This window comes from Marinomonas sp. TI.3.20, assembly GCF_038155025.1.
Lineage (GTDB): Bacteria > Pseudomonadota > Gammaproteobacteria > Pseudomonadales > Marinomonadaceae > Marinomonas > Marinomonas flavescens.
Map to the genome: position 1 here is coordinate 45,278 of NZ_JBAKAS010000019.1, position 23,417 is coordinate 68,694.

A 23,417-nucleotide genomic window follows, 5' to 3' on the forward strand; every position below is an offset into this window, starting at 1 on the left:
TAGTAAGTATGATGATTAATCTTCATTTTTGATGATCGCGTCTGCCACACTAGCTGGTGCTTCAGCGTATTTCTCAAATTCCATCGCATAACTTGCACGCCCTTGCGACAAGCTACGCACGTCGGTTGCATACCCAAACATCTCGCCCAAAGGCACTTCTGCTCGAATAATTTTACCAGACGGGGAATCGTCCATCCCCTGTACAAGACCACGACGACGATTCAGGTCACCCATCACATCGCCCATGTATTCTTCAGGGGTAACAACTTCCACTTTCATTACAGGCTCAAGAACGCAAGGATCAGCATCAACTGCTCCTTTCTTTAAGCCTTGAGAAGCTGCAATTTTAAAGGCCATTTCATTGGAGTCAACATCATGGAATGAACCATCAAACAATACGACCTTGATACCCAGTAAAGGGAAACCAGCGATCACACCATTCTTCATTTGCTCCGAAACACCCTTTTCTATTGCAGGGATGTATTCTTTTGGAATAGCACCACCAACAATCTCGTTAACAAACTCAAGTCCTTCCTTATCGGTTGGAATTAACTTCATTACGACGTGACCATATTGACCACGACCACCAGATTGACGAACAAATTTGTGATCAATTATCACTTCTTTGCGAATTTTTTCTCGGTACGAAACTTGAGGCTTACCAATGTTAGCCTCGACCTTGAATTCACGACGCATACGGTCAATTAGAATTTCAAGATGCAATTCGCCCATACCAGAAATAATCGTCTGCCCGGTCTCTTCATGCGTTTCGACACGGAAAGACGGATCTTCTTGCGCAAGTTTACCCAGCGCAACACCCATCTTCTCTTGATCGGCTTGAGATCTAGGCTCAACCGCAACCGAGATTACAGGCTCTGGAAATTCCATGCGCTCAAGCACAACAACATCTTTCATATCACAAAGCGTATCACCTGTAGTGACATCTTTCATACCAATAGCGGCAGCGATGTCTCCAGCAAGCACTTCTTTGATCTCTTCACGATTATTGGCATGCATTTGAACCATTCGGCCGACACGCTCACGCTTCTGCTTAACAGAATTGTAAACCGCATCGCCTGTTTTTAATACACCAGAGTACACTCGAATAAAGGTCAGCGTGCCAACAAATGGATCTGTTGCAATTTTAAACGCTAACGCAGAAAAAGGAGCGCTGTCATCCGCTTCACGAGTGACAAGCGTTTCACCATCTTCAAGCGTGCCTTCTATCGCCTTAACTTCGACAGGAGAAGGCATATACTCAACAATGGCATCCAGAACAGCCTGAACACCTTTGTTTTTAAACGCAGAACCACATGTAACCAATACAATTTCATTAGCCAATGTGCGTGCACGCAAACCTGCTTTGATATCTTCAACAGACAATTCACCTTCTTCAAGATATTTGTCTGTTAATTCTTCATTAGCTTCTGCAGCCTCTTCAACCAACTTCTCACGCCATTCATTCGCCTCATCAAGAAGCTCACTAGGTATATCCTCTAAAGAGAATGTCATACCGTGATCTTCATCATTCCAGCGAATTGCCTTCATAAGAACCAAATCAACAACACCCTGAAAGTCTTCCTCAGAGCCTATATTGATCTGTATTGGAACAGCATTTGCACCCAAACGATCTTTAAGCTGACGCACAACAGAGAAAAAATCCGCACCAGTACGATCCATCTTATTGACGAACACCATACGAGGCACTTCATATTTATTTGCTTGACGCCAAACTGTTTCCGTTTGAGGTTGAACACCAGAAGAACCACAGAGCACAACCACCGCACCATCAAGAACACGCAAAGAACGTTCCACTTCAATCGTGAAATCTACGTGCCCCGGTGTATCGATAATGTTAATACGATGCTGATCAAACTGTTTACTCATACCACCCCAGAAGCAAGTTGTTGCCGCTGAAGTAATAGTGATACCACGCTCTTGCTCTTGTTCCATCCAATCCATTGTTGCGGCGCCATCATGCACCTCACCAATTTTATGAGACAAACCAGTATAGAAAAGAACGCGTTCAGTTGTCGTCGTTTTACCTGCATCAACATGCGCACAAATACCAATATTTCGGTAGCGGTTGATAGGTGTTTTACGTGCCACTGTCTTTGTTGCTCCGGTCTATTAGAAACGGTAGTGAGAGAATGCTTTGTTAGCTTCAGCCATACGGTGAACGTCTTCACGTTTCTTAACAGCAGAACCTTTATTCTCAGATGCGTCTAGAATTTCACCTGCTAGACGAAGCGCCATGGATTTTTCACCACGCTTACGAGACGCTTCTACCAACCAACGCATAGACAAAGCTACACGACGAGCTGGGCGTACTTCTACAGGGACTTGGTAAGTCGCACCACCAACACGGCGAGATTTAACCTCAACCATTGGCTGGATAGATTCTAGAGCTTTTTCGAAAAGACCCATTGGCTCTTCAGTTTTAGCGCGAGCTGCTACTGTATTCAGTGCATTATAAACAATGCTTTCTGCAACAGATTTTTTGCCACTAACCATTACGTGGTTAATGAACTTAGCAAGGAGCTGGCTTCCGTGTTTAGGATCCGGAAGGATCTCACGCTTTGCGACGACGCGTCTTCTAGGCATGTCTATATCCTCTTCAGGTTCGCCCGAGACAATACAATTATTGCTCGGCCTTACTGTATTAAAATTTCATATCCAAACGATCTATTAAGCAGTGTTAACTTACTTCTTAGGGCGTTTAGTACCGTATTTAGAACGGCCTTGCTTACGATTTTGTACGCCTGAAGTATCCAAGCTACCACGTACTGTGTGGTAACGAACACCCGGTAGATCTTTTACACGACCGCCGCGAATCAGCACTACGCTGTGTTCTTGCAGGTTGTGACCTTCACCACCGATGTATGAAGTTACTTCAAAGCCGTTCGTCAAGCGAACACGACATACTTTACGCAAAGCCGAGTTAGGCTTTTTAGGGGTAGTAGTATATACGCGTGTGCAGACGCCGCGGCGTTGCGGACAAGCTTGTAACGCAGGAACGTCACTCTTTGCCACTTTACGTTTACGTGGTTTACGAACCAACTGGTTAACGGTTGCCATTAAACAAGCTCCACAGATCCAATTCTCATGGCGGAAATCGCCAAAATTAAGGAGGCGCAAGTGTAATTTGCGCCTATAAAACAGTCAATAGGGAGGCGACTAAAAAATCACCTCCCTAGACATTTAACAACGAATATCTAGTCTTTTAGTGCTGCACTCAATGCTTCTTCTACTTCTGAAGCACTAATTGTTGCACTACCTTCATTCGCTGCTGCTAATGCAAGCTCTTTTTTACGCTTGCGTTCGCTGTGATAAGCCAAGCCTGTTCCGGCTGGAATCAGACGACCTACTACAACGTTTTCTTTCAAGCCACGTAAGTGATCTTTCTTACCAGTTACTGCACCTTCCGTTAAAACTCGAGTTGTCTCTTGGAAAGATGCTGCTGATATAAAGGACTCAGTAGCCAATGATGCTTTGGTGATACCTAGAAGCACGCGTTCAAACTTAGCAGTAAATTTACCTTCTGCTTCTGCTTTTTCGTTTGCATCTAGAAGTTTCGTTAACTCAACTTGGTCACCTTGGATAAGATCTGTATCACCAGACTCACCAACATCTACTTTACGCAACATCTGACGAACGATAACTTCAATGTGCTTATCGTTAATCACAACGCCTTGTAAGCGATAAACTTCTTGCACTTCATTAGTGATGTAATCAGCAAGCGCTTCTACACCTTTAAGACGCAAGATATCATGAGGGCTCATAGGACCATCGGAGATAATCTCACCTTTAGCCACTTCTTCACCATCGAAGATGTTGATTTGACGCCATTTAGGAATCAATGTCTCGATTGGATCACTACCATCTTGTGGCGTAACGACCAAACGGATCTTACCTTTTGTTTCTTTACCGAAGCTAACCACACCCGTAGTTTCAGCCATTACAGCTGGATCTTTCGGACGACGCGCTTCAAATAGATCTGCCACTCGAGGTAGACCACCGGTGATATCTTTGTTACCGATAGATTCTTGCGGGATACGTGCAAGAACTTCACCAGATTTTACCGTTGCCCCATGATCAAGGCTTAGCAATGCTTTTTCAGGCAGCATGTACTGAACAGGAGAATCAGTCCCTGGAATCAATACTGGATTACCTTCAGTATCAACAACCGCAATCATTGGGCGCAAATCTTTACCAGCTGTCGGACGGTCACGAATTTCCATAATTTCGATGGTAGTCAAACCCGTCATTTCGTCTGATTGACGACGAATAGTAACGTTTTCTTCCATACCACTAAATTCAAGACGACCTTCCATCTCAGATACGATTGGGTGTGTATGCGGATCCCAGTTAGCAACGATTTGACCCGCTGTAACTTGATCACCTTCACGCACGCTCAATACCGCACCGTAAGGAAGTTTATAACGCTCTTTCTCACGACCCGCTTCATCAGCAATCGCCAATTCAGAAGAACGAGAAGCAACAACCAAATGACCTGTATGACGTTCGATACTCTTCATTTTATTGAAGCGAACTGTACCAGCACTCTTAACTTGCACACTGTCTACTGCAGAGGCACGAGACGCCGCACCACCGATGTGGAATGTACGCATCGTTAACTGTGTTCCTGGCTCACCGATAGATTGTGCTGCCACAACACCGATCGCTTCACCAATGTTAACTTGATGTCCACGCGCCAAATCACGGCCGTAACATTTAGCACATACGCCATGACGAGTATCACAGGTAATAACAGAGCGGATTAACATCTCATCCACACTAGCCGCTTCGATGTCACGAACATTGTGCTCATCAATCAAAGTACCAGCAGAAAGAACAAGGTTACCCTTAACGTCCATTACGTCTTGAGCCACAACTCGGCCCAATACACGATGACCTAACGGCACAACAACATCACCACCTTCAATCATAGCCACAACGGAAATACCATTAGTGGAACCACAATCTACTTCAGTGATAACTAAATCTTGTGCAACGTCTACAAGACGACGCGTCAAATAACCGGAGTTAGCTGTTTTCAGTGCCGTATCGGCAAGACCCTTACGAGCACCGTGAGTGGAGGTAAAGTACTGAAGTACTGATAGACCTTCACGGAAGTTCGCAGTGATCGGTGTTTCGATGATGGAACCATCTGGTTTCGCCATCAAACCACGCATACCACCCAACTGACGCATCTGAGCAACACTACCCCGGGCACCGGAGTCAGCCATCATGTAAACCGAGTTAAATGATTGTTGCTCAACCGTTTCACCCGCTTTATTGACAGTGGTCTCTTTTGCCAAGTTTTTCATCATCGCTTCAGTTACGGTTTCGTTGGTACGAGACCATAAATCGATTACTTTGTTGTACTTCTCGCCTTGTGTTACAAGACCATCCGCATACTGGTATTCGATCTCTTTAACTTCTGCTTCTGCTTTCGCGATAATTGCGGCTTTCTCTGGTGGAATAACAAAATCATCCACACCAACAGAAGAACCTGAAATCGTTGCATAAGCAAAACCTGTGTACATCAATTGGTCAGCAAAGATACAACTCTCTTTCAAGCCCACTTTACGGTAACACTCGTTGATCAGGTTAGAGATCGCCTTTTTCTTCATACTCTGGTTAATAACAGAGAATGGTAGGCCATCAGGAACGATATCAAACAATAAAGCACGACCAACAGTAGTGTCGGCAATGAAAGTAGACGGCACTTTGTCACCATCAAGCGTTGTATCCACTTGGCTAACGCGTACTTTTACTTTCGCATGCAATTCAACTTGCTTGCTACCATACGCACGGTGTACTTCCTTGATGTCAGAAAATGCCATGCCTTCACCCTTGGCATTGATTTTCTCACGAGTCATGTAGTACAGACCCAATACAACGTCCTGAGAAGGTACGATGATAGGTTCGCCGTTCGCTGGAGATAGGATGTTGTTCGTAGACATCATTAAGGCACGAGCTTCAAGCTGCGCTTCAATTGTCAACGGAACGTGAACCGCCATTTGGTCACCATCGAAATCGGCGTTATAAGCCGCACACACTAGTGGGTGCAACTGAATCGCTTTACCTTCGATCAACATAGGTTCAAACGCTTGGATACCCAAACGGTGAAGTGTTGGTGCACGGTTCAACATCACTGGATGTTCGCGGATAACCTCTTCAAGGATATCCCACACTTCAGGTGTTTCACGCTCAACCATTTTCTTCGCTGCTTTGATCGTCGTCGCCATGCCACGAAGTTCAAGCTTAGAGAAAATGAATGGCTTGAATAACTCAAGTGCCATTTTCTTAGGTAGACCACACTGATGTAGACGCAGTGATGGACCTACTGTGATTACCGAACGACCAGAATAGTCAACACGCTTACCTAGCAAGTTCTGACGGAAACGGCCCTGTTTACCTTTGATCATGTCTGCCAAAGATTTAAGAGGACGTTTGTTAGAACCGGTAATCGCACGACCACGACGACCATTATCAAGCAATGCATCAACAGACTCTTGCAGCATACGTTTTTCGTTACGTACGATGATGTCTGGAGCAGAAAGCTCTAATAGGCGTTTTAGACGGTTGTTACGGTTAATCACACGACGGTAAAGGTCGTTCAAATCAGACGTCGCAAAACGGCCACCCTCAAGAGGTACCAATGGACGTAAATCTGGCGGAAGAACTGGTAATACTTCTAGCACCATCCATTCTGGGTTGTTACCAGAATGATAGAAAGCTTCAACTAGCTTAAGACGCTTAGATAGCTTCTTAATACGAGTTTCAGAATTCGTGCTGTTTAGCTCTTCGCGCATGCGATTGATTTCTTCAGGCATTTCTAAATCGCGAAGTAGCATCTGAACCGCTTCTGCACCCATGCGGGCATCGAATTCGTCGCCGAATTCTTCTAGCGCTTCAAAATACTGCTCGTCATTTAGCAATTGGCCTTTATCAAGCGTTGTCATACCTGGATCAATCACAATGAAAGATTCAAAATACAAAACACGCTCAATATCACGTAGCGTCATATCTAGGATAAGGCCAATACGAGATGGTAGAGACTTCAAGAACCAAATATGTGCAACAGGCGATGCAAGTTCAATATGCCCCATGCGCTCACGACGCACTTTAGAAAGAGCAACTTCAACGCCACATTTCTCACAAATAACACCGCGGTGTTTCAAACGCTTGTATTTACCACACAAACATTCGTAGTCCTTAATAGGACCAAAGATTTTTGCACAGAAAAGACCGTCACGCTCTGGTTTGAACGTACGATAGTTAATAGTCTCAGGCTTTTTAACTTCGCCATAAGACCATGAACGAATCATATCTGGTGACGCCAAGCCGATACGGATCGCATCAAACTCGTCAGATTGTCCCTGTGATTTTAGAAGACCTAATAAGTCTTTCATGGTTTATTCGCCCCACTCATAAGGCCGGGGAGTCTTGCTCCCCAGCAGGTCAAATGTGATTCGTACTTAATCAGCTACCAACTCGATATCGATACCAAGAGAACGAATCTCTTTCACCAATACGTTGAAGGACTCAGGCATACCAGGTTCCATTCTGTGATCACCATCGACGATGTTTTTATACATCTTCGTACGGCCATTCACGTCATCAGACTTAACTGTTAGCATTTCTTGAAGCGTGTAAGCAGCACCGTATGCTTCTAGTGCCCATACTTCCATCTCCCCGAAACGCTGACCACCAAACTGAGCTTTACCGCCCAATGGCTGCTGAGTTACCAAGCTGTAAGAACCAGTAGAACGTGCGTGCATTTTGTCATCAACCAAATGGTTCAACTTAAGCATGTACATATAACCAACCGTCACAGGGCGCTCGAAAGAATCACCTGTACGACCGTTAAACAACTTAATTTGTCCACTTTCATTGATGCCAGCTAGACGCAACATACGTTTGATTTCAGACTCTTTTGCACCATCAAAGGCACCAGACGCCATTGGAACACCACCTTTCAGGTTTTGTGCCAATGTTAAGATTTCTTCGTCTGTAAAGCCGTCAAGATCTTCCGTACGAGCGCAACGCAAATCGCCTTCATAACCATTGTAGATTTCACCAAGGAAACTACGTAGTTCTGCAACTGCTTCTGCTTTCTCACGCTCTACTGCTAGCATTTCGTTGATCTTACGACCCAAGCCTTTAGAAGCAGCACCTAAGTGAGTCTCCAAGACCTGACCAACGTTCATACGCGATGGAACACCAAGCGGGTTCAACACGATATCAACTGGATCACCATTCTCATCGTATGGCATGTCTTCAACTGGCATAATCTTAGAGATTACACCCTTGTTACCATGACGACCGGCCATTTTATCACCAGGCTGGATACGACGCTTGATAGCAACATAAACCTTAACGATTTTAAGAACGCCAGGCGCTAAATCATCGCCTGTTTGCAATTTGCGTTTCTTATCTTCAAATTTAGCATCTAGCTCTTTACGACGCTCAACCAATGCCGCTTGCGCTTTTTCAAGCTGCTCACTGGCTTCTTCATTCGCGACGCGAATCTTAAACCATTCTGGATGATCAAGATTAGCTAAGAACTCTTCAGTAATGACCGCATTGCGAGCTAGTCCAGGACCACCTTCTGCTTGCTGACCCACTAAGGTTTCCGCTAGACGTTCGAACGTCGCTTTTTCAACGATGCGAAACTCTTCATTCAAGTCTTTACGAACCTGATCAAGTTGCGATTTTTCAATCGATTTAGCGCGCTCATCTTTTTCAATACCATCACGAGTAAAGACCTGAACATCGATAACAGTACCGTATGTTCCCGTCTTAACACGCTGAGACGTGTCTTTCACGTCGGACGCTTTCTCACCAAAGATAGCTCGCAAAAGCTTCTCTTCAGGCGTTAGCTGTGTTTCACCCTTAGGCGTCACTTTACCAACTAGAATATCGCCAGGCTCTACTTCAGCACCGATGTATACGATACCGGACTGGTCTAACTTAGAAAGCGCACCTTCACCCACGTTCGGGATATCAGATGTGATTTCTTCAGGCCCAAGCTTAGTATCACGAGCAACACACGTTAGCTCTTGAATATGGATCGATGTAAAGCGATCTTCTTCAACAACGCGCTCAGATACAAGGATGGAATCCTCGAAGTTAAAACCATTCCAAGGCATGAAAGCAATACGCATGTTTTGACCAAGAGCCAATTCACCCATATCAACAGAAGGACCATCTGCCATAATATCGCCAGATGCTACTTTCTCGCCTTTCATAACCAAAGTACGCTGGTTAATACAGGTATTTTGGTTAGAACGTACATATTTGGTTAAGCTGTAAATGTCGACACCCGCTTCACCGGCAATCGTTTCTTCGGAATTAACACGAACAACAATTCGGCTAGCATCAACAGACTCAATCACACCACCGCGAGAAGCGACGATACAAACACCTGAGTCTTTCGCGACATTTTTCTCCATACCAGTACCAACAACAGGCTTATCGGCCTTAAGTGTTGGTACAGCTTGACGTTGCATGTTCGAACCCATCAAAGCTCGGTTAGCATCATCGTGCTCTAGGAACGGAATCAAAGATGCCGCTACAGACACGACCTGACGTGGAGAAACGTCCATCAAATCTACTTTTTCTTTTGGAATCAAAGTGGTTTCGTGCATATGACGCACCTGAACCAACTCGTCAACCAAACGCCCATCTTCATCTACGTTTGCAGATGCTTGGGCAATAACATATTTCGCTTCATCAATCGCAGAAACGTAAACTGTTTCATCAGTCTGCTTGCCATCTACAATCTTACGGTAAGGCGTTTCCAAGAAGCCGTAGCTGTTGGTACGCGCGTAAGTAGACAACGAGTTAATCAAACCGATGTTTGGTCCTTCCGGCGTTTCGATCGGACAAACACGACCGTAGTGAGTGGCGTGTACGTCACGTACCTCAAAGCCCGCGCGTTCACGAGTAAGACCACCAGGCCCTAATGCAGAAACACGACGCTTGTGAGTCACTTCCGAAAGCGGATTGTTCTGATCCATAAACTGAGACAGCTGACTAGAACCAAAGAACTCTTTGATTGCCGCAGCCACAGGCTTAGCATTCAAAAGATCTTGTGGCATTAGGCCATCCGCTTCTGCCATAGACAGACGCTCTTTAACAGCACGTTCAACACGAACCAAACCAACACGGAATTGGTTTTCAGCCATTTCACCAACAGAACGAACGCGACGGTTACCCAAGTGATCGATGTCATCAACCATGCCATTGCCGTTACGGATATCTAGCAAAGTTTTAAGAACAGCGACGATATCGTCGTTATCCAAAATCCCAGGGCCAGTATCTTCATCACGACCTAGACGGCGGTTGAATTTCATTCGACCAACACCAGAAAGATCATAACGATCTTCATTGAAGAATAAGCCTTGGAATAACCCTTCAGCAGATTCTTTGGTTGGTGGCTCACCAGGACGCATCATGCGGTAGATTTCTACCAATGCTTCTAGCTGGTTGTTTGTTGGATCGATGCGAAGCGTGTCAGAAATGAATGGACCATTGTCCAAATCATTTGTGTATAAAGTATCAATTTCTGCGATGCCTGCTGAAACCAATGCTTCTAGCAACTCAACAGAAAGCTCAGTATTCGCTTCCGCAATTAGTTCACCGGTAGCCGGATGAACTAGATTTTTCGCCGTCACTTTGCCAAGCATATACTCTAGCGGTACAGACAAGCGCTCAAGACCCGCCTTCTCCATAACACGAATGTGCTTAGCCGTAATTCGACGACTTTCTTCTACGATAATCTCTCCATTGGCATCAGCAATATCAAATAAAGCCGTTTCACCACGAAGACGATTAGCAACTAATTCCATTTCAAAACCATCACGGGTTAAGAAGAAACGCGTTGTTTCGAAGAAAGTATCAAGTATTTGTTCTGTTCCAAAACCCAAAGCGCGCAGTATGATAGTAACTGGCAACTTACGACGACGGTCAATTCGAACGAACACGCAATCTTTTGGATCAAACTCGAAGTCCAACCAAGAACCGCGATAAGGGATTACGCGAGCAGAATGAAGCAATTTGCCTGATGAGTGAGTTTTACCACGATCGTGGTCAAAAAACACACCAGGAGAACGGTGTAATTGAGAAACGATAACTCGTTCCGTACCGTTAATTACAAATGTACCATTATCTGTCATGAGTGGAATTTCACCCATGTAGACTTCTTGCTCACGAATGTCTTTGATAGCCTTGTTAGAGGACTCTTTATCATAAATAATGAGTCGAACTCGAACACGTAGAGGCGCAGCGTAAGTAACACCACGCAACTGGCACTCTTTAACATCAAATACTGGTTTGCCTAAACGGTAATCGACGTATTCAAGCGCCGCGCTGCCAGAAAAGCTAACCATTGGAAAGACAGATTTAAAGGCCCCATGCAGACCTAATTCCCCACGCTCTGCAAGGCTTTTGCCTTCTTGCAGAAAATTACGGTAGGACTCAAGCTGTATTGCCAGCAAGTATGGCACATCCAAAACGGGCGGCAGTTTACCGAAATCCTTACGGATACGTTTTTTCTCAGTATATGAGTAAGCCATCAGCATTCCCCAGCTTGTGCACATTGACGCAAAAGGCCCAAATCAGGCCTTACCATATATGGGAGCATTATCTCCCACTTGAAAATTCTTTTATGTTTTATTTGAGTTTTTAGAAACCCAAAAAGGCCGGTGACATAATGTCACCAGCCATTTCGACTATAGGTCGAAATCTGGAAATACAAGTATCATTACTTGATTTCGACAGATGCACCAGCTTCTTCAAGAGCCGCTTTAAGTGCGTCAGCATCTTCTTTAGAAATGCCTTCTTTAACAGCTGCAGGTGCGCTATCAACGATGCCTTTAGCTTCTTTCAAGCCAAGACCAGTTGCTGCACGAACTGCTTTGATTACGTTAACTTTCTTATCGCCAGCAGCAGTAAGAACAACGTCAAATTCAGTTTGAGCTTCAGCAGCAGGACCAGCTTCAGCAGCAGGACCAGCAGCAGCAACAGCTGCAGTTACACCGAATTTTTCTTCCATTGCAGAAATTAGTTCAACAACGTCCATTACAGACATTTCTGCTACTGCATTGATGATATCTTCTTTAGTTAGAGCCATGACTCAGATTCCTAGCATTCTTTAAAATCACCCGTAGGCGATAATATAAATTTTTTATCAAGAAGGGATACGGAAAACCGTATTACGCTGCTTCTTGCTCTTTTTGATCGCGAACCGCTGCGAGAGTACGTACAAACTTGCTTGTTGCGCCCTGCATAACACTCATCAGTTTCGCAATAGCTTCGTCGTATGTAGGCAGTGTTGCCAATCGATCAATGTCGCCTGCTGGGATCAACTCACCGTTGAACGCCAACGCCTTTACTTCAAACTTGTCATTCGCTTTAGCGAACGTTTTCAACAAACGAGCGGCCGCACCTGGGTGCTCGTTAGAGAAAGCGATCAACGTAGGACCAACAAAGCTTTCAGCTAGACATTCGAAGTCAGTGCCTTCAACTGCACGGCGAGCCAAAGTGTTACGTACTACTCGTACATAAACACCTGCTTCACGCGCTTCTTTACGTAGTGCTGTCATATTGCCCACGGTAACACCGCGAGAATCAGCAACTACTGCAGACAATGCAGTTTTAGCAGCTTCGCTAACTTCGGCGACAATGGCTTTTTTGTCTTCTAGACCTAATGCCATTGGTTTTCTCCTGGATTAGCAGGGAGATAAACTCCCCTATTTTTTTACCAACTCTCCGATTGCTCGAAGTACTTGCTGGTGAGTTAGATCCAGTAAATCTGAATCGGGCCACACCATCTGCGCAGGACAAACATTTTTCAACGTTGTTATTAAACCGTTAGGTTCCTGCGGTCTTTGACGGCCTGCACAACAAACAAATGAAGGCAGACCCCAAAGCGCATGATCTAAATGCTTACTTCGTAGAAGTAAGAGCACCTAAATCAATTCGTATGCCAGGTCCCATTGTAGAGGACAAGACTACTTTTTTCATAAAGACACCTTTAGAAGACGCAGGCTTAGCACGACGTAAATCAGTTAAAAGCGCTTCTAAGTTGCCTCGGATCGATCCAGCAGAGAAGTCGATAGAACCGACGCTTGCGTGAATGATACCATTTTTATCTGTACGGTAACGAGCCTGACCTGATTTTGCATTTTTAACTGCAGTTGCAACGTCTGGTGTTACCGTGCCAACTTTAGGGTTAGGCATTAGACCACGTGGGCCTAAGATCTGACCTAGTTGACCTACGATGCGCATTGCATCTGGAGAAGCAATTACAACATCAAAATCTAGGTTGCCAGCTTTAACTTGTTCAGCTAAATCTTCAAAACCTACAACGTCCGCGCCAGCTGCTTTTGCTGCTTCAGCATTAGCGCCCTGTGTAAACACAGCAACACGAACATCTTTACCTGTACCATTAGGCATTACTGTAGAACCACGAACAACCTGATCAGATTTACGTGGATCAACGCCTAGGTTTACAGAAACATCAATAGATTCTTTGAACTTAACAGTAGAAAGCTCAGACAATAAAGAAACCGCCTCTTCAACAGAGTACAGTTTTGTTGCTTCTACTTTTTCTGCGATCAAACGAGCGCGTTTAGTTAGCTTAGCCATTAGATCACACCCTCAACGTCTAGACCCATAGCGCGAGCGCTACCAGCGATTGTACGAACCGCTGCATCCATATCTGCTGCAGTCAAATCAGCCTGCTTAGCAACAACGATCTCTTCAAGTTGAGCACGAGTAACCGTACCTACTTTTTGAGTGTTTGGACGTGGAGAACCACTCTTAAGGCCTGCTGCTTTCTTAAGAAGAACAGAAGCTGGAGTAGATTTCGTTTCGAATGTGAAGCTACGATCACTGTATACAGTAATGATAACTGGCGTAGGAAGACCTGGCTCAACACCTTGTGTTTTGGCATTAAACGCTTTACAGAATTCCATGATATTCACACCATGTTGACCAAGTGCTGGACCAACTGGTGGACTTGGGTTCGCTTGACCCGCTTTAACTTGAAGCTTGATATAAGCTTGGACTTTCTTAGCCATTGTATAACTCCAGATGGGTCACTGCCCGAAGGCTACCCGTTCAACAAAATCAGGCCTTTTCAACCTGACTAAACTCCAAATCAACCGGTGTAGAGCGCCCAAAAATAAGCACTGCCACCTTGATTCGGCTTTTATCGTAATCCACTTCTTCAACGACACCGTTAAAGTCAGCAAATGGACCTTCGCTAACACGAACCACTTCCCCAACTTCAAACAAAGTTTTAGGACGAGGCTTGTCAACGCCATCATTTACGCGCTGCAAAATAGCATTTGCTTCGCGCTCTGTGATTGGAGAAGGCTTGTCCGCTGTACCGCCAATAAAACCTAATACACGCGACGTGCCTTTAACCAAGTGCCAAGAGTCATCATTCATATCCATTTGAACTAATACATAGCCAGGATAGAATTTTCTTTCACTCTTGCGCTTTTTACCATCTCGAATTTCAACGATTTCTTCCGTTGGAACCAAGATGTCACCAAAATTATCTTCTTGCCCCATGAACTGCACACGTTCATTTAACGAGCGCATCACGTGCTTTTCGTACCCTGAGTACGCTTGTACTACATACCATCGTTTCGTCACGAGCAACTCCTAACTTATTACCGAAGAAACGATCCAACCAAGGAGCGAATCTACCCCCCACAGTACGAGAGACATAAAAACAACAACCGCTAACACTATCAAAGTGGTCTGTATTGTTTCCTGTCTTGTCGGCCATACAACTCTACGAATTTCGGTTTTCGCTTCTTTAGCTAAAGTAAAGAAGGATTTTCCTTTCGCAGTTTGCAATGCAACAAAACCAGAAACACCAGCCAAAACAAGGATAGCGATCAAACGATACAATAGTGACTCAGCAGAAAAATAGTTATTACCAATAACGCCAACCGCAATTAGTAGAACAACAATCGCCCACTTAAATACGTCTCCGCGAGACGATTGAGCTTCAGTACTCGATCTCATACTTTCAGGTAATCCCTAACTAAGAAATAGGATACGAAAAATGGCAGGCCAAGAGGGACTCGAACCCCCAACAGCCGGTTTTGGAAACCGGTGCTCTACCAATTGAACTATTGGCCTACAATCGCATGGGCGGAGGATGGTACCCGTAATTGCCAAAATAAGCAAGGGTATTCGCCCAAAAAACAGACAATAAAAAAGGCGGATCAACCACCTATCTTTGCATTGGAAAATGCTGGAGCTCATGAGCAGATTTGAACTGCCGACCTCACCCTTACCAAGGGTGTGCTCTACCAACTGAGCTACATGAGCATTGGAGCGGGTAGCGGGAATCGAACCCGCCTCTTCAGCTTGGAAGGCTGAGGTAATAGCCACTATACCATACCCGCAATTGGTGGAGGGAGGTGGATTCGAACCACCGAAACTTTCGTGGCAGATTTACAATCTGCTCCCTTTGGCCACTCGGGAACCCCTCCACGTACTCATCGCTACTTACGTAACACCCCAAAAGGTGGGAGACATTATATGAATCACATTTTGAATTGCAAGCACTAACAAGGTTTTTTTTCTAACTTTATCATCATCTTGGTTAAATCGAACTGAGCCAAGAATGCATCCCAGTCATCTTCGTTAATCGATTGCTTTATATCAATTTGATATAAAGGCACTGTTCGCATATGAGCATATACATTCACTGAGTAACCTGACGCTTTCTCTATTCTTTCTCGTGCTTGTTGAGCTCTATCTTTTGATGAATATAACCCTAAAGAAATACGATTCTTCATTTCTTCACGAGTGATAATAAAACTATCTATAGATTTAGCCGTCAAATCTTTAACAATCTCACTCGCTCGTTTTTTAGTTTCAGGGGCGTCGATATATAACCAAAACTTTGGTCTTTTACCCACTGTATTTTTATCAGAGTACTTCCACCCTAGCTCCTTTAGGACTTTGGTTATTTGCGCATCTTCTACGCTCTTCTCCACCTCGATCTGCGGGCAAAAACCACTTGAAACATTACTATTAACAACCGTCCCGGTAATCGCTTGATTTAGAGCCGCTTCCATTTTTTCAGTCTGTGATTTTTCCACCACCTCATTTTGACTAGGAGGTTCGGACAATAATCTTATGCTCTCACTTACTGGAGGTGTATAAACCGACTGTTTAGGTATAACCGCTTTATCCTGCACAAAACTATTCCAGCTCAGAAAAGCAGCATTAGCCAATACCACGAGATAGAAAAGCCATTTCACAAACGACCCCTTAGATATTCGTCACCCACCAACTTTGCCCCTTTCGCAACCAAATATAATTCTTGCTTGGCATCAATTCTTAGTGCGCTTAAAAGCAATTGAGCGTCCCCCCCCGTAACCACCCAGGTGAAGTGCTTATAGCCCTTATACAATCTCTCAAGAAAACCAAGCGCCATTTCATTACAACCTTCTGATACTGCCCTAGCTGTGGAGTTAGGCAATCCAACACATTCTAACTTTTCGGCGTTTTCATAACGTATTCGTGCAGTATTCGACAACAATGACTTCTCCATCATAGCCAGACCAGGCGTAATATACCCCCCTAAATGCTGACCAACCGAATTTACCATATCCACTTTAATCGCCGTTCCAGCATCGACTATCACCACATCCCCACCGAACAAATGGTAACTGGCAATGACCGTCAACCATCGATCTACGCCTAACCGATGCGGCTCATGATACGCGCTGCGAACCCCACAAATCTCTGCTTCGCTTTTTAGCTCAACAACTTCACTAAGAGGATAGCCTCGCCTTAGATTCAATAAAGAAGCCTGATTTTCCTCTTCTGAACGTACGCTCGCAAAATAGATAGCATCTGGCAGAAAATCATTTTTTGATATCATCTCATCATCACGAACCTGCCATAGAACCAAATCGCCCTCAAATGCCGTATATTTGATGCTGGTATTACCGACATCGACAATCAATACCCTATCTACGACGGACACTGACTTCTCCTCCATGCAAAACCACTAACTGACCGTCTTCCTCTATCAATAAGGCACCACTTTCGTCAATTCCTCGAGCAATACCCGTGCGCTGCTGTGAAATAGAACTGACCGTTACCGACTGATTGAATAACACATCGTGCGCTTGCCATAATGCCTGGTAATGCTTCATCCCATGCCCCAACTCAAATTGCTTGCAAACCGCTACTAGCTCATTTGTTAAATCTGCAATAATTTGATTACGACTTGGGGCCCCACCTAATCTTGAGGCAAGGTCTGTCCAAGGCTGATCAACGGTGGCCATCACCTCTTGATCCATCTCAACATTCAAGCCAATACCTATGATCACATGACAAACATCTTGATCAGCAACCATTTCCAGCAAGATACCACATACTTTTTGGCCATCTATTTGGACATCATTTGGCCACTTCAAACCTGGATTTGGAATATTAAGTTTTTTTAGTGTCCTTGCCACTGCAACACCGACAGCCAAACTTAAACCCTCAACGACACTAGTGCCACTTTCAAAGCGCCAAGCGAATGACATGGTCACATTTTTAGCGACACCTGATTCCCACTGCCGACCACGACGCCCCTTGCCTTTAGTCTGTCGCTCCGCGGTCACCAGAACAGGCAAGCTTCCACCATTCGCAATGTGTTGCTTTGCATTACTATTCGTAGAGTCCGTTTCAAACAAAACCTCTAGCGCCACCTCTTTATCAATTCCAGATTCTAGTAACGCGGACTCTGTCAATAATTCCAAAGGCGCAGGTAGTCGGTAACCTCGTCCTTTTACTGAATTTACATTCACACCGATACTTTCTAACTTTTTCAGTTTTTTCCAGACAGCCGCACGCGTTACACCCAGCGCTTCACCCAACTCTTCGCCTGAGTGAAACTTACTATCACTCAAAAGAGATAAAATCTTTTGCATTCACTTATACTCCAGTCATTTTCATTTACTTGTATGAAACGAAGCAAACTCTTGGCCTTCACCAACCTGTAACCAATTTTCTAGCGGATAATCACAACCTTTATCCACCGCGTGGAGTGCATAAGCATGGCGAGATTTACCTGAACGATTAGCATAACTAAGATGCGGAAACTCACCATTCAAGACAACCAGCGAGCCTTTAGGGACAGGCAGTGCAACAAGCTCATCCAGCGCCCATTGATGCTCATTCAATAACACCATTTTTGTTTCAATAGCCCCAGCCGATGTACGCTCAAAACGCTTCAATAAACCTTGTTTATGCCCGCCAGGGAGACCCCACAAACATCCATTTTCAAGGGTCGCATCTTCGATCGCAAACCATAAGCCAATCACACTCATAGGTTGAGTGTAGAGAAAGGTACTATCTTGGTGGCAATTTACTTCACCTCCAATACTTGGCTGCTTAAAAATATACATAGATTGAGCGGCTTGCGGCTCAGCCATCCCTAATTGTTCTAGTAAATTTTTCCAAACGAAGGACAATGAGAAATTGCTAAATACCACGTCCTTTGTATGTAGAGCATGCCCTACTTTATTAATTGACAACGGTAATGACTGCTTCAATTCTCCTTTAGAGTCGAAAGCCTCTTCTTCGAAAAAGAAGGATATTTTATTTGCCGAATCCATAAAGTATTGATCGGTATGCCTTACTTGCTCATTGGTCGTAAAAACAGAACGCACGGATTTGGGATCGAAGTCATCCATTAACTGTCGCATCCTTTCCCTTAACGCACTACATGTCTCATCGGGTACAGCTGACTCAATAATAAGAAAACCTTTTTCATGATATTCCTTCACCTGAGCGGCAGTTAACGTTAATACGTCTAAACCCAGAGAATCATCCACTCTCATTGTATATTCCTCCCACCACTCAATTAAGATAAGCCGTTGCTTGTATAAAATTGGAAGCCTGTTTCATCAACACATCAAACGTTGGATTCCATGAAATGCGTGCTGCATGAGCACTTCTTGACATCAAAGCATCAGATTTTTCACCGAACCAGTTATTCGGATCCGTTCGACAATCGTCGTAAAGAGATCGATCAGATAAATACCAATCACAAATACGATACTCGCCCTTCTCTCCATAATACGGATTTCTAGGATCACCATGAATCGACATATGAGACAAGCCTAAAATTTGGCGCTTTGGCCAGTTGGTATTGTATATTCTAGTTCGATCAGTTTGAGCATTACTCTTTGTTTTGCTATATAGCACCATCTGACTTTTTGGACTTATCATCGCTTTGTTAAAAACACCTTCACTCACTGAAGCATCCACCGTTTGATCATCTTCAGACAACGCCATAAAAACAGGAATATTCTTTGGATTATCAAGCAACTGTGCCCTCACTTCTTTCGCTAAACGATAGGCCGAAGCAATAGCAGGTACAGGAATAGAGGCGTATTTAGCAAAGTCGTCCGCAGGATAATTATCCAACCAATCTTTAAAATAAGAGAGGAAAGGAGACAGCCAATCGATATTGCTATGGATTTTAAATAATGGTGAGAACAATAAAACACCAGACACAGTGTCTGAATGCTGCCAAGCGTACTCCGCCGCCAATGCGCCACCGGTAGAAAAACCTCCAACGTAAAAGACATCTACTTTTTTCTGAAACTCATTTGCTGCGTCTTGAAATGTCTTTCGCCAATCATTCTCATCAACAAGAAGAAGATCTGATGCTTTAGTTCCATGACCAGGCAAGAGGATTACTCGCACTTGATAACATAACTTTTGCAACGCCCTAGCCGGATCCCTCATTGAAAAAGGCGAATCCGATAAACCATGAGAAAGTAAAATACCTATTTTAGATCTGTTAGCACAGCGCTCGGGGTCAGGTAATAGCTCAAAGGGCATTACATCTGCTAATTCTCTCTTGGAATCTTCAGGCTTGACCCATTGCTTGTGTGTTTGTAGAAATACCTTAGCCCGCCACTCATAGGAGGAAAAACTCTCTCCTGATTTTGATAAAAAGATATCCTTAGCATCAGCGGCCCATAAAGGAGACATCCCAATACACAAACACCAAAGAATAATTTGTTGCCGCATGATAAACCCTCACCAAGAGCGATTGAATATAACAATCCTAGCAAAGTAGCGAGAATAACTCTCTATGCTATTATTCTTTCTACTCCAGTAAATACGACATTTTTCATGCCCCTCTCACAATTTTCTACCGAACGAGTGCCATCACTTTGGTTTTTGCTCGTGAAAAAGTTCTACCAAGAACACTACCCTAGCGGAAAACCCAATAAAGCAGATCCAATTTGGGTATTGAAAAAGCACGGAAAAATCCTTAGCGCTGTACGCCTCAAACAATTCTCAGAATATCAGCTACTCACCGCAATGGTTACCGAGCCAAACCAACGTGGCAAAGGACTAGGGAAACACTTATTGCACTCTATCCATAACGCACTGACTGAAAAACCATGTTATTGCTTTGCTTTTTCACACCTTACTGGCTTCTATCAGAGCTGTGGTTTTAGGTGTATATCTGTTGAACAACTTCCACAGGAATTGGCACAACGCTTTAACGCCTATACAGCACAAGGTCGTAAACTCACCCCAATGCTTTATCATTCAGCCCGACAAACCACGAGATAAAAAAAAGCGTCAGCCTTTACGCTGACGCTCTTACAATGAACTACATAGCCATTTTTTGTTACTTCAAATGACCTGCATTATGAAGCGCCCTATCTTTCCCAAGAGGTGGATTCCATTGGTATTGCCATGTTTCAGATAATGGCAACCCATTTGCTTCTAAATAGACTCGCATGTTAATTGGGTTCGCGGTCGCATCCGGTGGTACTAGATCGAACATTACACGATAGCCGTCAATAGATTTTAAAGGTCGAGCTGACTCAATTTCAACCTTACCTTTAGATGTGGTAATTACCGCTTTCAACTTAGTATTTTTACCTAACATAGCTAAAGAACCGCCGGCAAAATCAATGACAAAACGCTTACTGTAATAGTGGCGTTTTTTACCAATAACACCACCAATACCGGTAAAAGTATTCACAACACGAGCCTGCTGTGAATGCTCTGGAGAGTGACTCCCCCAATACATATTATAGCTGTACAGCAATTCCTGACCCGGTTCAATCGGCTTCGCAGGATTCCAAAACGCGACTATATTATCGAAAGTCTCATCCAATGTTGGAATCTCAACTAACTGCACAGAACCTTTACCCCAATTACCTATCGGCTCAATCCATAAACTTGGGCGCTTCTCATAGAAGACGCCATCATCTTGATAATGATCAAAATTACGATCTCGCTGTAACAGTCCAAAACCTTTAGGATTATCATCACTATAAGCATTAAATCTTAGATTCTTAGGGTTAGCCAGTGGGCGCCAAATCCATTCACCGTTGCCGGTATGCATAGCCAATCCATCTGAATCATGAATTTCTGGGCGCCAATCATACCCAGTTCTTCGATCATTCTCGCCAACCATATACATACTTGTCATTGGTGCGACACCCAAACGCTCAATCGCTTTCCTAGAATAAATAGCTGCATCTACTTTCATCTTGAAAGGTTCACCTGGTTTCATATCAAATCGATAAGCACCAGACACGCTAGGAGAATCCATCAATGCATAAACAGTTACAACATCAGATCCAGGCTTTGGCTTTTCTAACCAAAAATTTGTAAAGGTAGGAAACTCTTCAGGTTGAGGAAGCGCCGTATCCACAGCCAGGCCCCTAGCAGAAAGACCATACTGCATCTCACTACCAACTGCACGAAAGTAACTAGCGCCCAAGAAAGCAACAACATCTCGCTGCCAATCGGTCGCAAACTGCATTCTGAAACCGGCAAAACCAAGATCCTTAGGAAGCTTTTTCCCATTCACTTTAGATTTACCATAATCGAACATAGAAGATGAATAAGGCACAGGTATTGATTTTCCATTTTCCAACTCATTAATATGAATAGGAGTATCGAAGCCTAGACCAAGATGAAATAACTCAGTGCGAAATTCAGAATTATCTTTACGCCATAAAGCCTTATCTTTCTTGAAATGAATTTGTTGATAATCATCCCAATCTAAGCTTTTTAAGCTTTTAGGTAGCTCCCCTTTATGACTTTGATAAGGCTGGGCTGCCAATTGACGCGCGTGTCCTTTTAGCCAAGCATAACTAAAAGCTTCACCTACTTTAGGTTCGGCCGGAGGCTGTGCTGCACAGGCCGTAAAACTAAACAGAACGCCAACAGCCAATAACGAGCGACTTGCCAATTTCTGTAAGCGGCCAGCTGTTAATACCTTGTATGATTTATATACAAGGTTCGGTTTGAGCACATTAGAGTCCTTCATAGACTCTGAATTAGAATAGGGAAACATATACTGACTCAATTAATTTAACATTAACTTCTATAATAACGAATTCATTATCATTCGTGTGTTCAGGTATGGTAAATATTCAATCTATTATAAGAAGAAACCTTTACGCTTCAGAAAATTAGCACTATTCATCAAGATATGATGATGCTTTAGGAATATTATAAAAAAACAATCAAATATCACAACTATTATCAAGTAACCAACTTTGCTCGTAGTCCTTAATAAAAAGGCTCAGAGCCATTACGTATGTAATCGCCCCTCACTCGCTACCGCTCTAATAACTGATTAAATATCAAGAGATGTGGTTGGCTGAACGCTGTGCGGGTCTAACCCTGCGCAATCATTGTGAGAGGTTCTTGTTTTGCCTTGCCTTTTAGAGAGCCGCTGACGCGTCGAGGTACGAGACAGGCGCAAGCAAATGTAAGAATAAGAAATGGCCGTTGAGAGCTTAGCGGTTACGACGAGGGACGGCTCTTGTACGACGAGGGTCAGAGCCCTTAAACGGCTAGTAATGTGGTTGGAGTCTGTGCGACTGTTTAAGGGGTTTGACCCTGTTCATCTGTTATAGGTATTTGATGTTAGAGGTTCTTGTTTTACATTTGAGCTGACGCGTCGAGCTTGCGAGACAGACGCAAGCAAATGGAAGAACAAGAAACGACTTTTGGTGCTAAGTACGAGAGCGCTTGGTGTTGGGTAGCTCCGCGGTTACTACTAGGGTCAGAGCCCTTAAACAGCGAGCAATGTGGTTGGTTGGACTTTGTACGACTGTTTAAGGGGTCTGACCCTGCCTAGTCTGTGTTATCAGTGTTAGAGGTTCTTGTTTTGCATTTGTGCTGACGCGTCGAGCTTGCGAGACAGGCGCAAGCAAATGGAAGAACAAGAAACGCTGTTTTGACTAAAACGCTGGAACGAAAAAACCCCACCCTGCGTAGCAGGATGGGGCTTCTCTTAATTATAAGCTTGACGACGACCTACTCTCACATGGGATCCCCCACACTACCATCGGCGATGACGCTTTTCACTTCTGAGT

At 44.1% G+C, this 23,417-nt stretch carries 18 protein-coding genes and 4 tRNA genes; 1 reads left to right on the forward strand and 21 read right to left on the reverse strand.

Translation table 11 applies throughout. The annotated features are described in order from the left end of the window. Positions 1-15: 15 nt before the first annotated feature. From fusA to V6259_RS16630, 20 genes are all read right to left on the reverse strand, one after another. Complete coding sequence (fusA, locus tag V6259_RS16535) at positions 16-2,109, reverse strand: elongation factor G (RefSeq protein ID WP_341585481.1); 2,094 nt, start codon at positions 2,107-2,109, stop codon at positions 16-18. Positions 2,110-2,130: 21 nt separating this feature from the next. After that, positions 2,131-2,604, reverse strand: a complete 474-nt coding sequence (gene rpsG / locus V6259_RS16540) for a 30S ribosomal protein S7 (protein WP_133012980.1) — start codon at positions 2,602-2,604, stop codon at positions 2,131-2,133. 99 nt (positions 2,605-2,703) lie between these two features. Then, positions 2,704-3,078 (reverse strand): 30S ribosomal protein S12, encoded by a 375-nt coding sequence (gene rpsL / locus V6259_RS16545; protein WP_012071941.1) that lies wholly within the window; start codon positions 3,076-3,078, stop codon positions 2,704-2,706. A gap of 137 nt (positions 3,079-3,215) precedes the next feature. Beyond that, a complete protein-coding gene (rpoC, locus tag V6259_RS16550; protein ID WP_341585482.1) occupies positions 3,216-7,421 on the reverse strand; it encodes a DNA-directed RNA polymerase subunit beta' in 4,206 nt (1,401 codons plus the stop codon). A 66-nt stretch (positions 7,422-7,487) separates the two neighbouring features. Beyond that, positions 7,488-11,588 carry a DNA-directed RNA polymerase subunit beta gene (gene rpoB, locus V6259_RS16555; protein WP_341585483.1) on the reverse strand — a complete coding sequence of 1,367 codons (4,101 nt, stop codon included), beginning with the start codon at positions 11,586-11,588 and terminating at the stop codon, positions 7,488-7,490. A 188-nt stretch (positions 11,589-11,776) separates the two neighbouring features. Next, positions 11,777-12,145, reverse strand: a complete 369-nt coding sequence (gene rplL, locus V6259_RS16560) for a 50S ribosomal protein L7/L12 (RefSeq protein WP_133012977.1) — start codon at positions 12,143-12,145, stop codon at positions 11,777-11,779. An 82-nt stretch (positions 12,146-12,227) separates the two neighbouring features. Then, entirely contained in the window at positions 12,228-12,728 is a 501-nt protein-coding gene (gene rplJ / locus V6259_RS16565; protein WP_133012976.1) for a 50S ribosomal protein L10, read from the reverse strand. Positions 12,729-12,960: 232 nt separating this feature from the next. Then, a complete protein-coding gene (gene rplA, locus V6259_RS16570) occupies positions 12,961-13,662 on the reverse strand; it encodes a 50S ribosomal protein L1 (RefSeq protein WP_341585484.1) in 702 nt (233 codons plus the stop codon). Beyond that, the gene (gene rplK, locus V6259_RS16575) at positions 13,662-14,096 is read right to left on the reverse strand and encodes a 50S ribosomal protein L11 (RefSeq protein ID WP_133004511.1); all 435 of its coding nucleotides are present in this window, start codon (positions 14,094-14,096) and stop codon (positions 13,662-13,664) included. The genes rplA and rplK overlap by 1 nt, the downstream gene beginning before the upstream one ends. 49 nt (positions 14,097-14,145) lie before the next feature. Beyond that, a complete protein-coding gene (nusG, locus tag V6259_RS16580) occupies positions 14,146-14,679 on the reverse strand; it encodes a transcription termination/antitermination protein NusG (protein ID WP_133012974.1) in 534 nt (177 codons plus the stop codon). Between the two features lie 9 nt (positions 14,680-14,688). Further along, positions 14,689-15,057, reverse strand: a complete 369-nt coding sequence (gene secE / locus V6259_RS16585) for a preprotein translocase subunit SecE (protein WP_133012973.1) — start codon at positions 15,055-15,057, stop codon at positions 14,689-14,691. A gap of 41 nt (positions 15,058-15,098) precedes the next feature. Then, positions 15,099-15,174, reverse strand: a tRNA-Trp gene (locus V6259_RS16590). Positions 15,175-15,290: 116 nt separating this feature from the next. After that, positions 15,291-15,366 (reverse strand) — tRNA-Thr (locus V6259_RS16595). A 2-nt stretch (positions 15,367-15,368) separates the two neighbouring features. Continuing rightward, a tRNA-Gly gene (locus V6259_RS16600) sits at positions 15,369-15,443 on the reverse strand. Positions 15,444-15,446: 3 nt separating this feature from the next. Beyond that, positions 15,447-15,530, reverse strand: a tRNA-Tyr gene (locus V6259_RS16605). 75 nt (positions 15,531-15,605) lie between these two features. After that, entirely contained in the window at positions 15,606-16,307 is a 702-nt protein-coding gene (locus V6259_RS16610) for an SPOR domain-containing protein (protein WP_341585485.1), read from the reverse strand. Continuing rightward, positions 16,304-17,038 carry a type III pantothenate kinase gene (locus tag V6259_RS16615; RefSeq protein ID WP_133012971.1) on the reverse strand — a complete coding sequence of 245 codons (735 nt, stop codon included), beginning with the start codon at positions 17,036-17,038 and terminating at the stop codon, positions 16,304-16,306. The genes V6259_RS16610 and V6259_RS16615 overlap by 4 nt, the downstream gene beginning before the upstream one ends. Beyond that, on the reverse strand, positions 17,022-17,975 hold the full coding sequence (locus tag V6259_RS16620) for a biotin--[acetyl-CoA-carboxylase] ligase (RefSeq protein ID WP_341585486.1): 954 nt from the start codon (positions 17,973-17,975) through the stop codon (positions 17,022-17,024). Before V6259_RS16620 ends, V6259_RS16615 begins: the two co-directional genes overlap by 17 nt. Positions 17,976-17,996: 21 nt before the next feature. Further along, entirely contained in the window at positions 17,997-18,887 is an 891-nt protein-coding gene (locus V6259_RS16625; protein WP_341585487.1) for a phytanoyl-CoA dioxygenase family protein, read from the reverse strand. A gap of 19 nt (positions 18,888-18,906) precedes the next feature. Continuing rightward, a complete protein-coding gene (locus V6259_RS16630) occupies positions 18,907-20,088 on the reverse strand; it encodes an alpha/beta hydrolase (RefSeq protein ID WP_341585488.1) in 1,182 nt (393 codons plus the stop codon). A 105-nt stretch (positions 20,089-20,193) separates the two neighbouring features. Between V6259_RS16630 and V6259_RS16635 the strand changes: the two genes are divergently transcribed. Next, entirely contained in the window at positions 20,194-20,643 is a 450-nt protein-coding gene (locus V6259_RS16635) for a GNAT family N-acetyltransferase (protein ID WP_133012967.1), read from the forward strand. Between the two features lie 58 nt (positions 20,644-20,701). On the opposite strand, the gene V6259_RS16640 is transcribed toward V6259_RS16635, so the two are convergent. Further along, entirely contained in the window at positions 20,702-22,345 is a 1,644-nt protein-coding gene (locus V6259_RS16640; RefSeq protein ID WP_341585489.1) for a glucan biosynthesis protein, read from the reverse strand. Positions 22,346-23,417 lie beyond the last annotated feature (1,072 nt).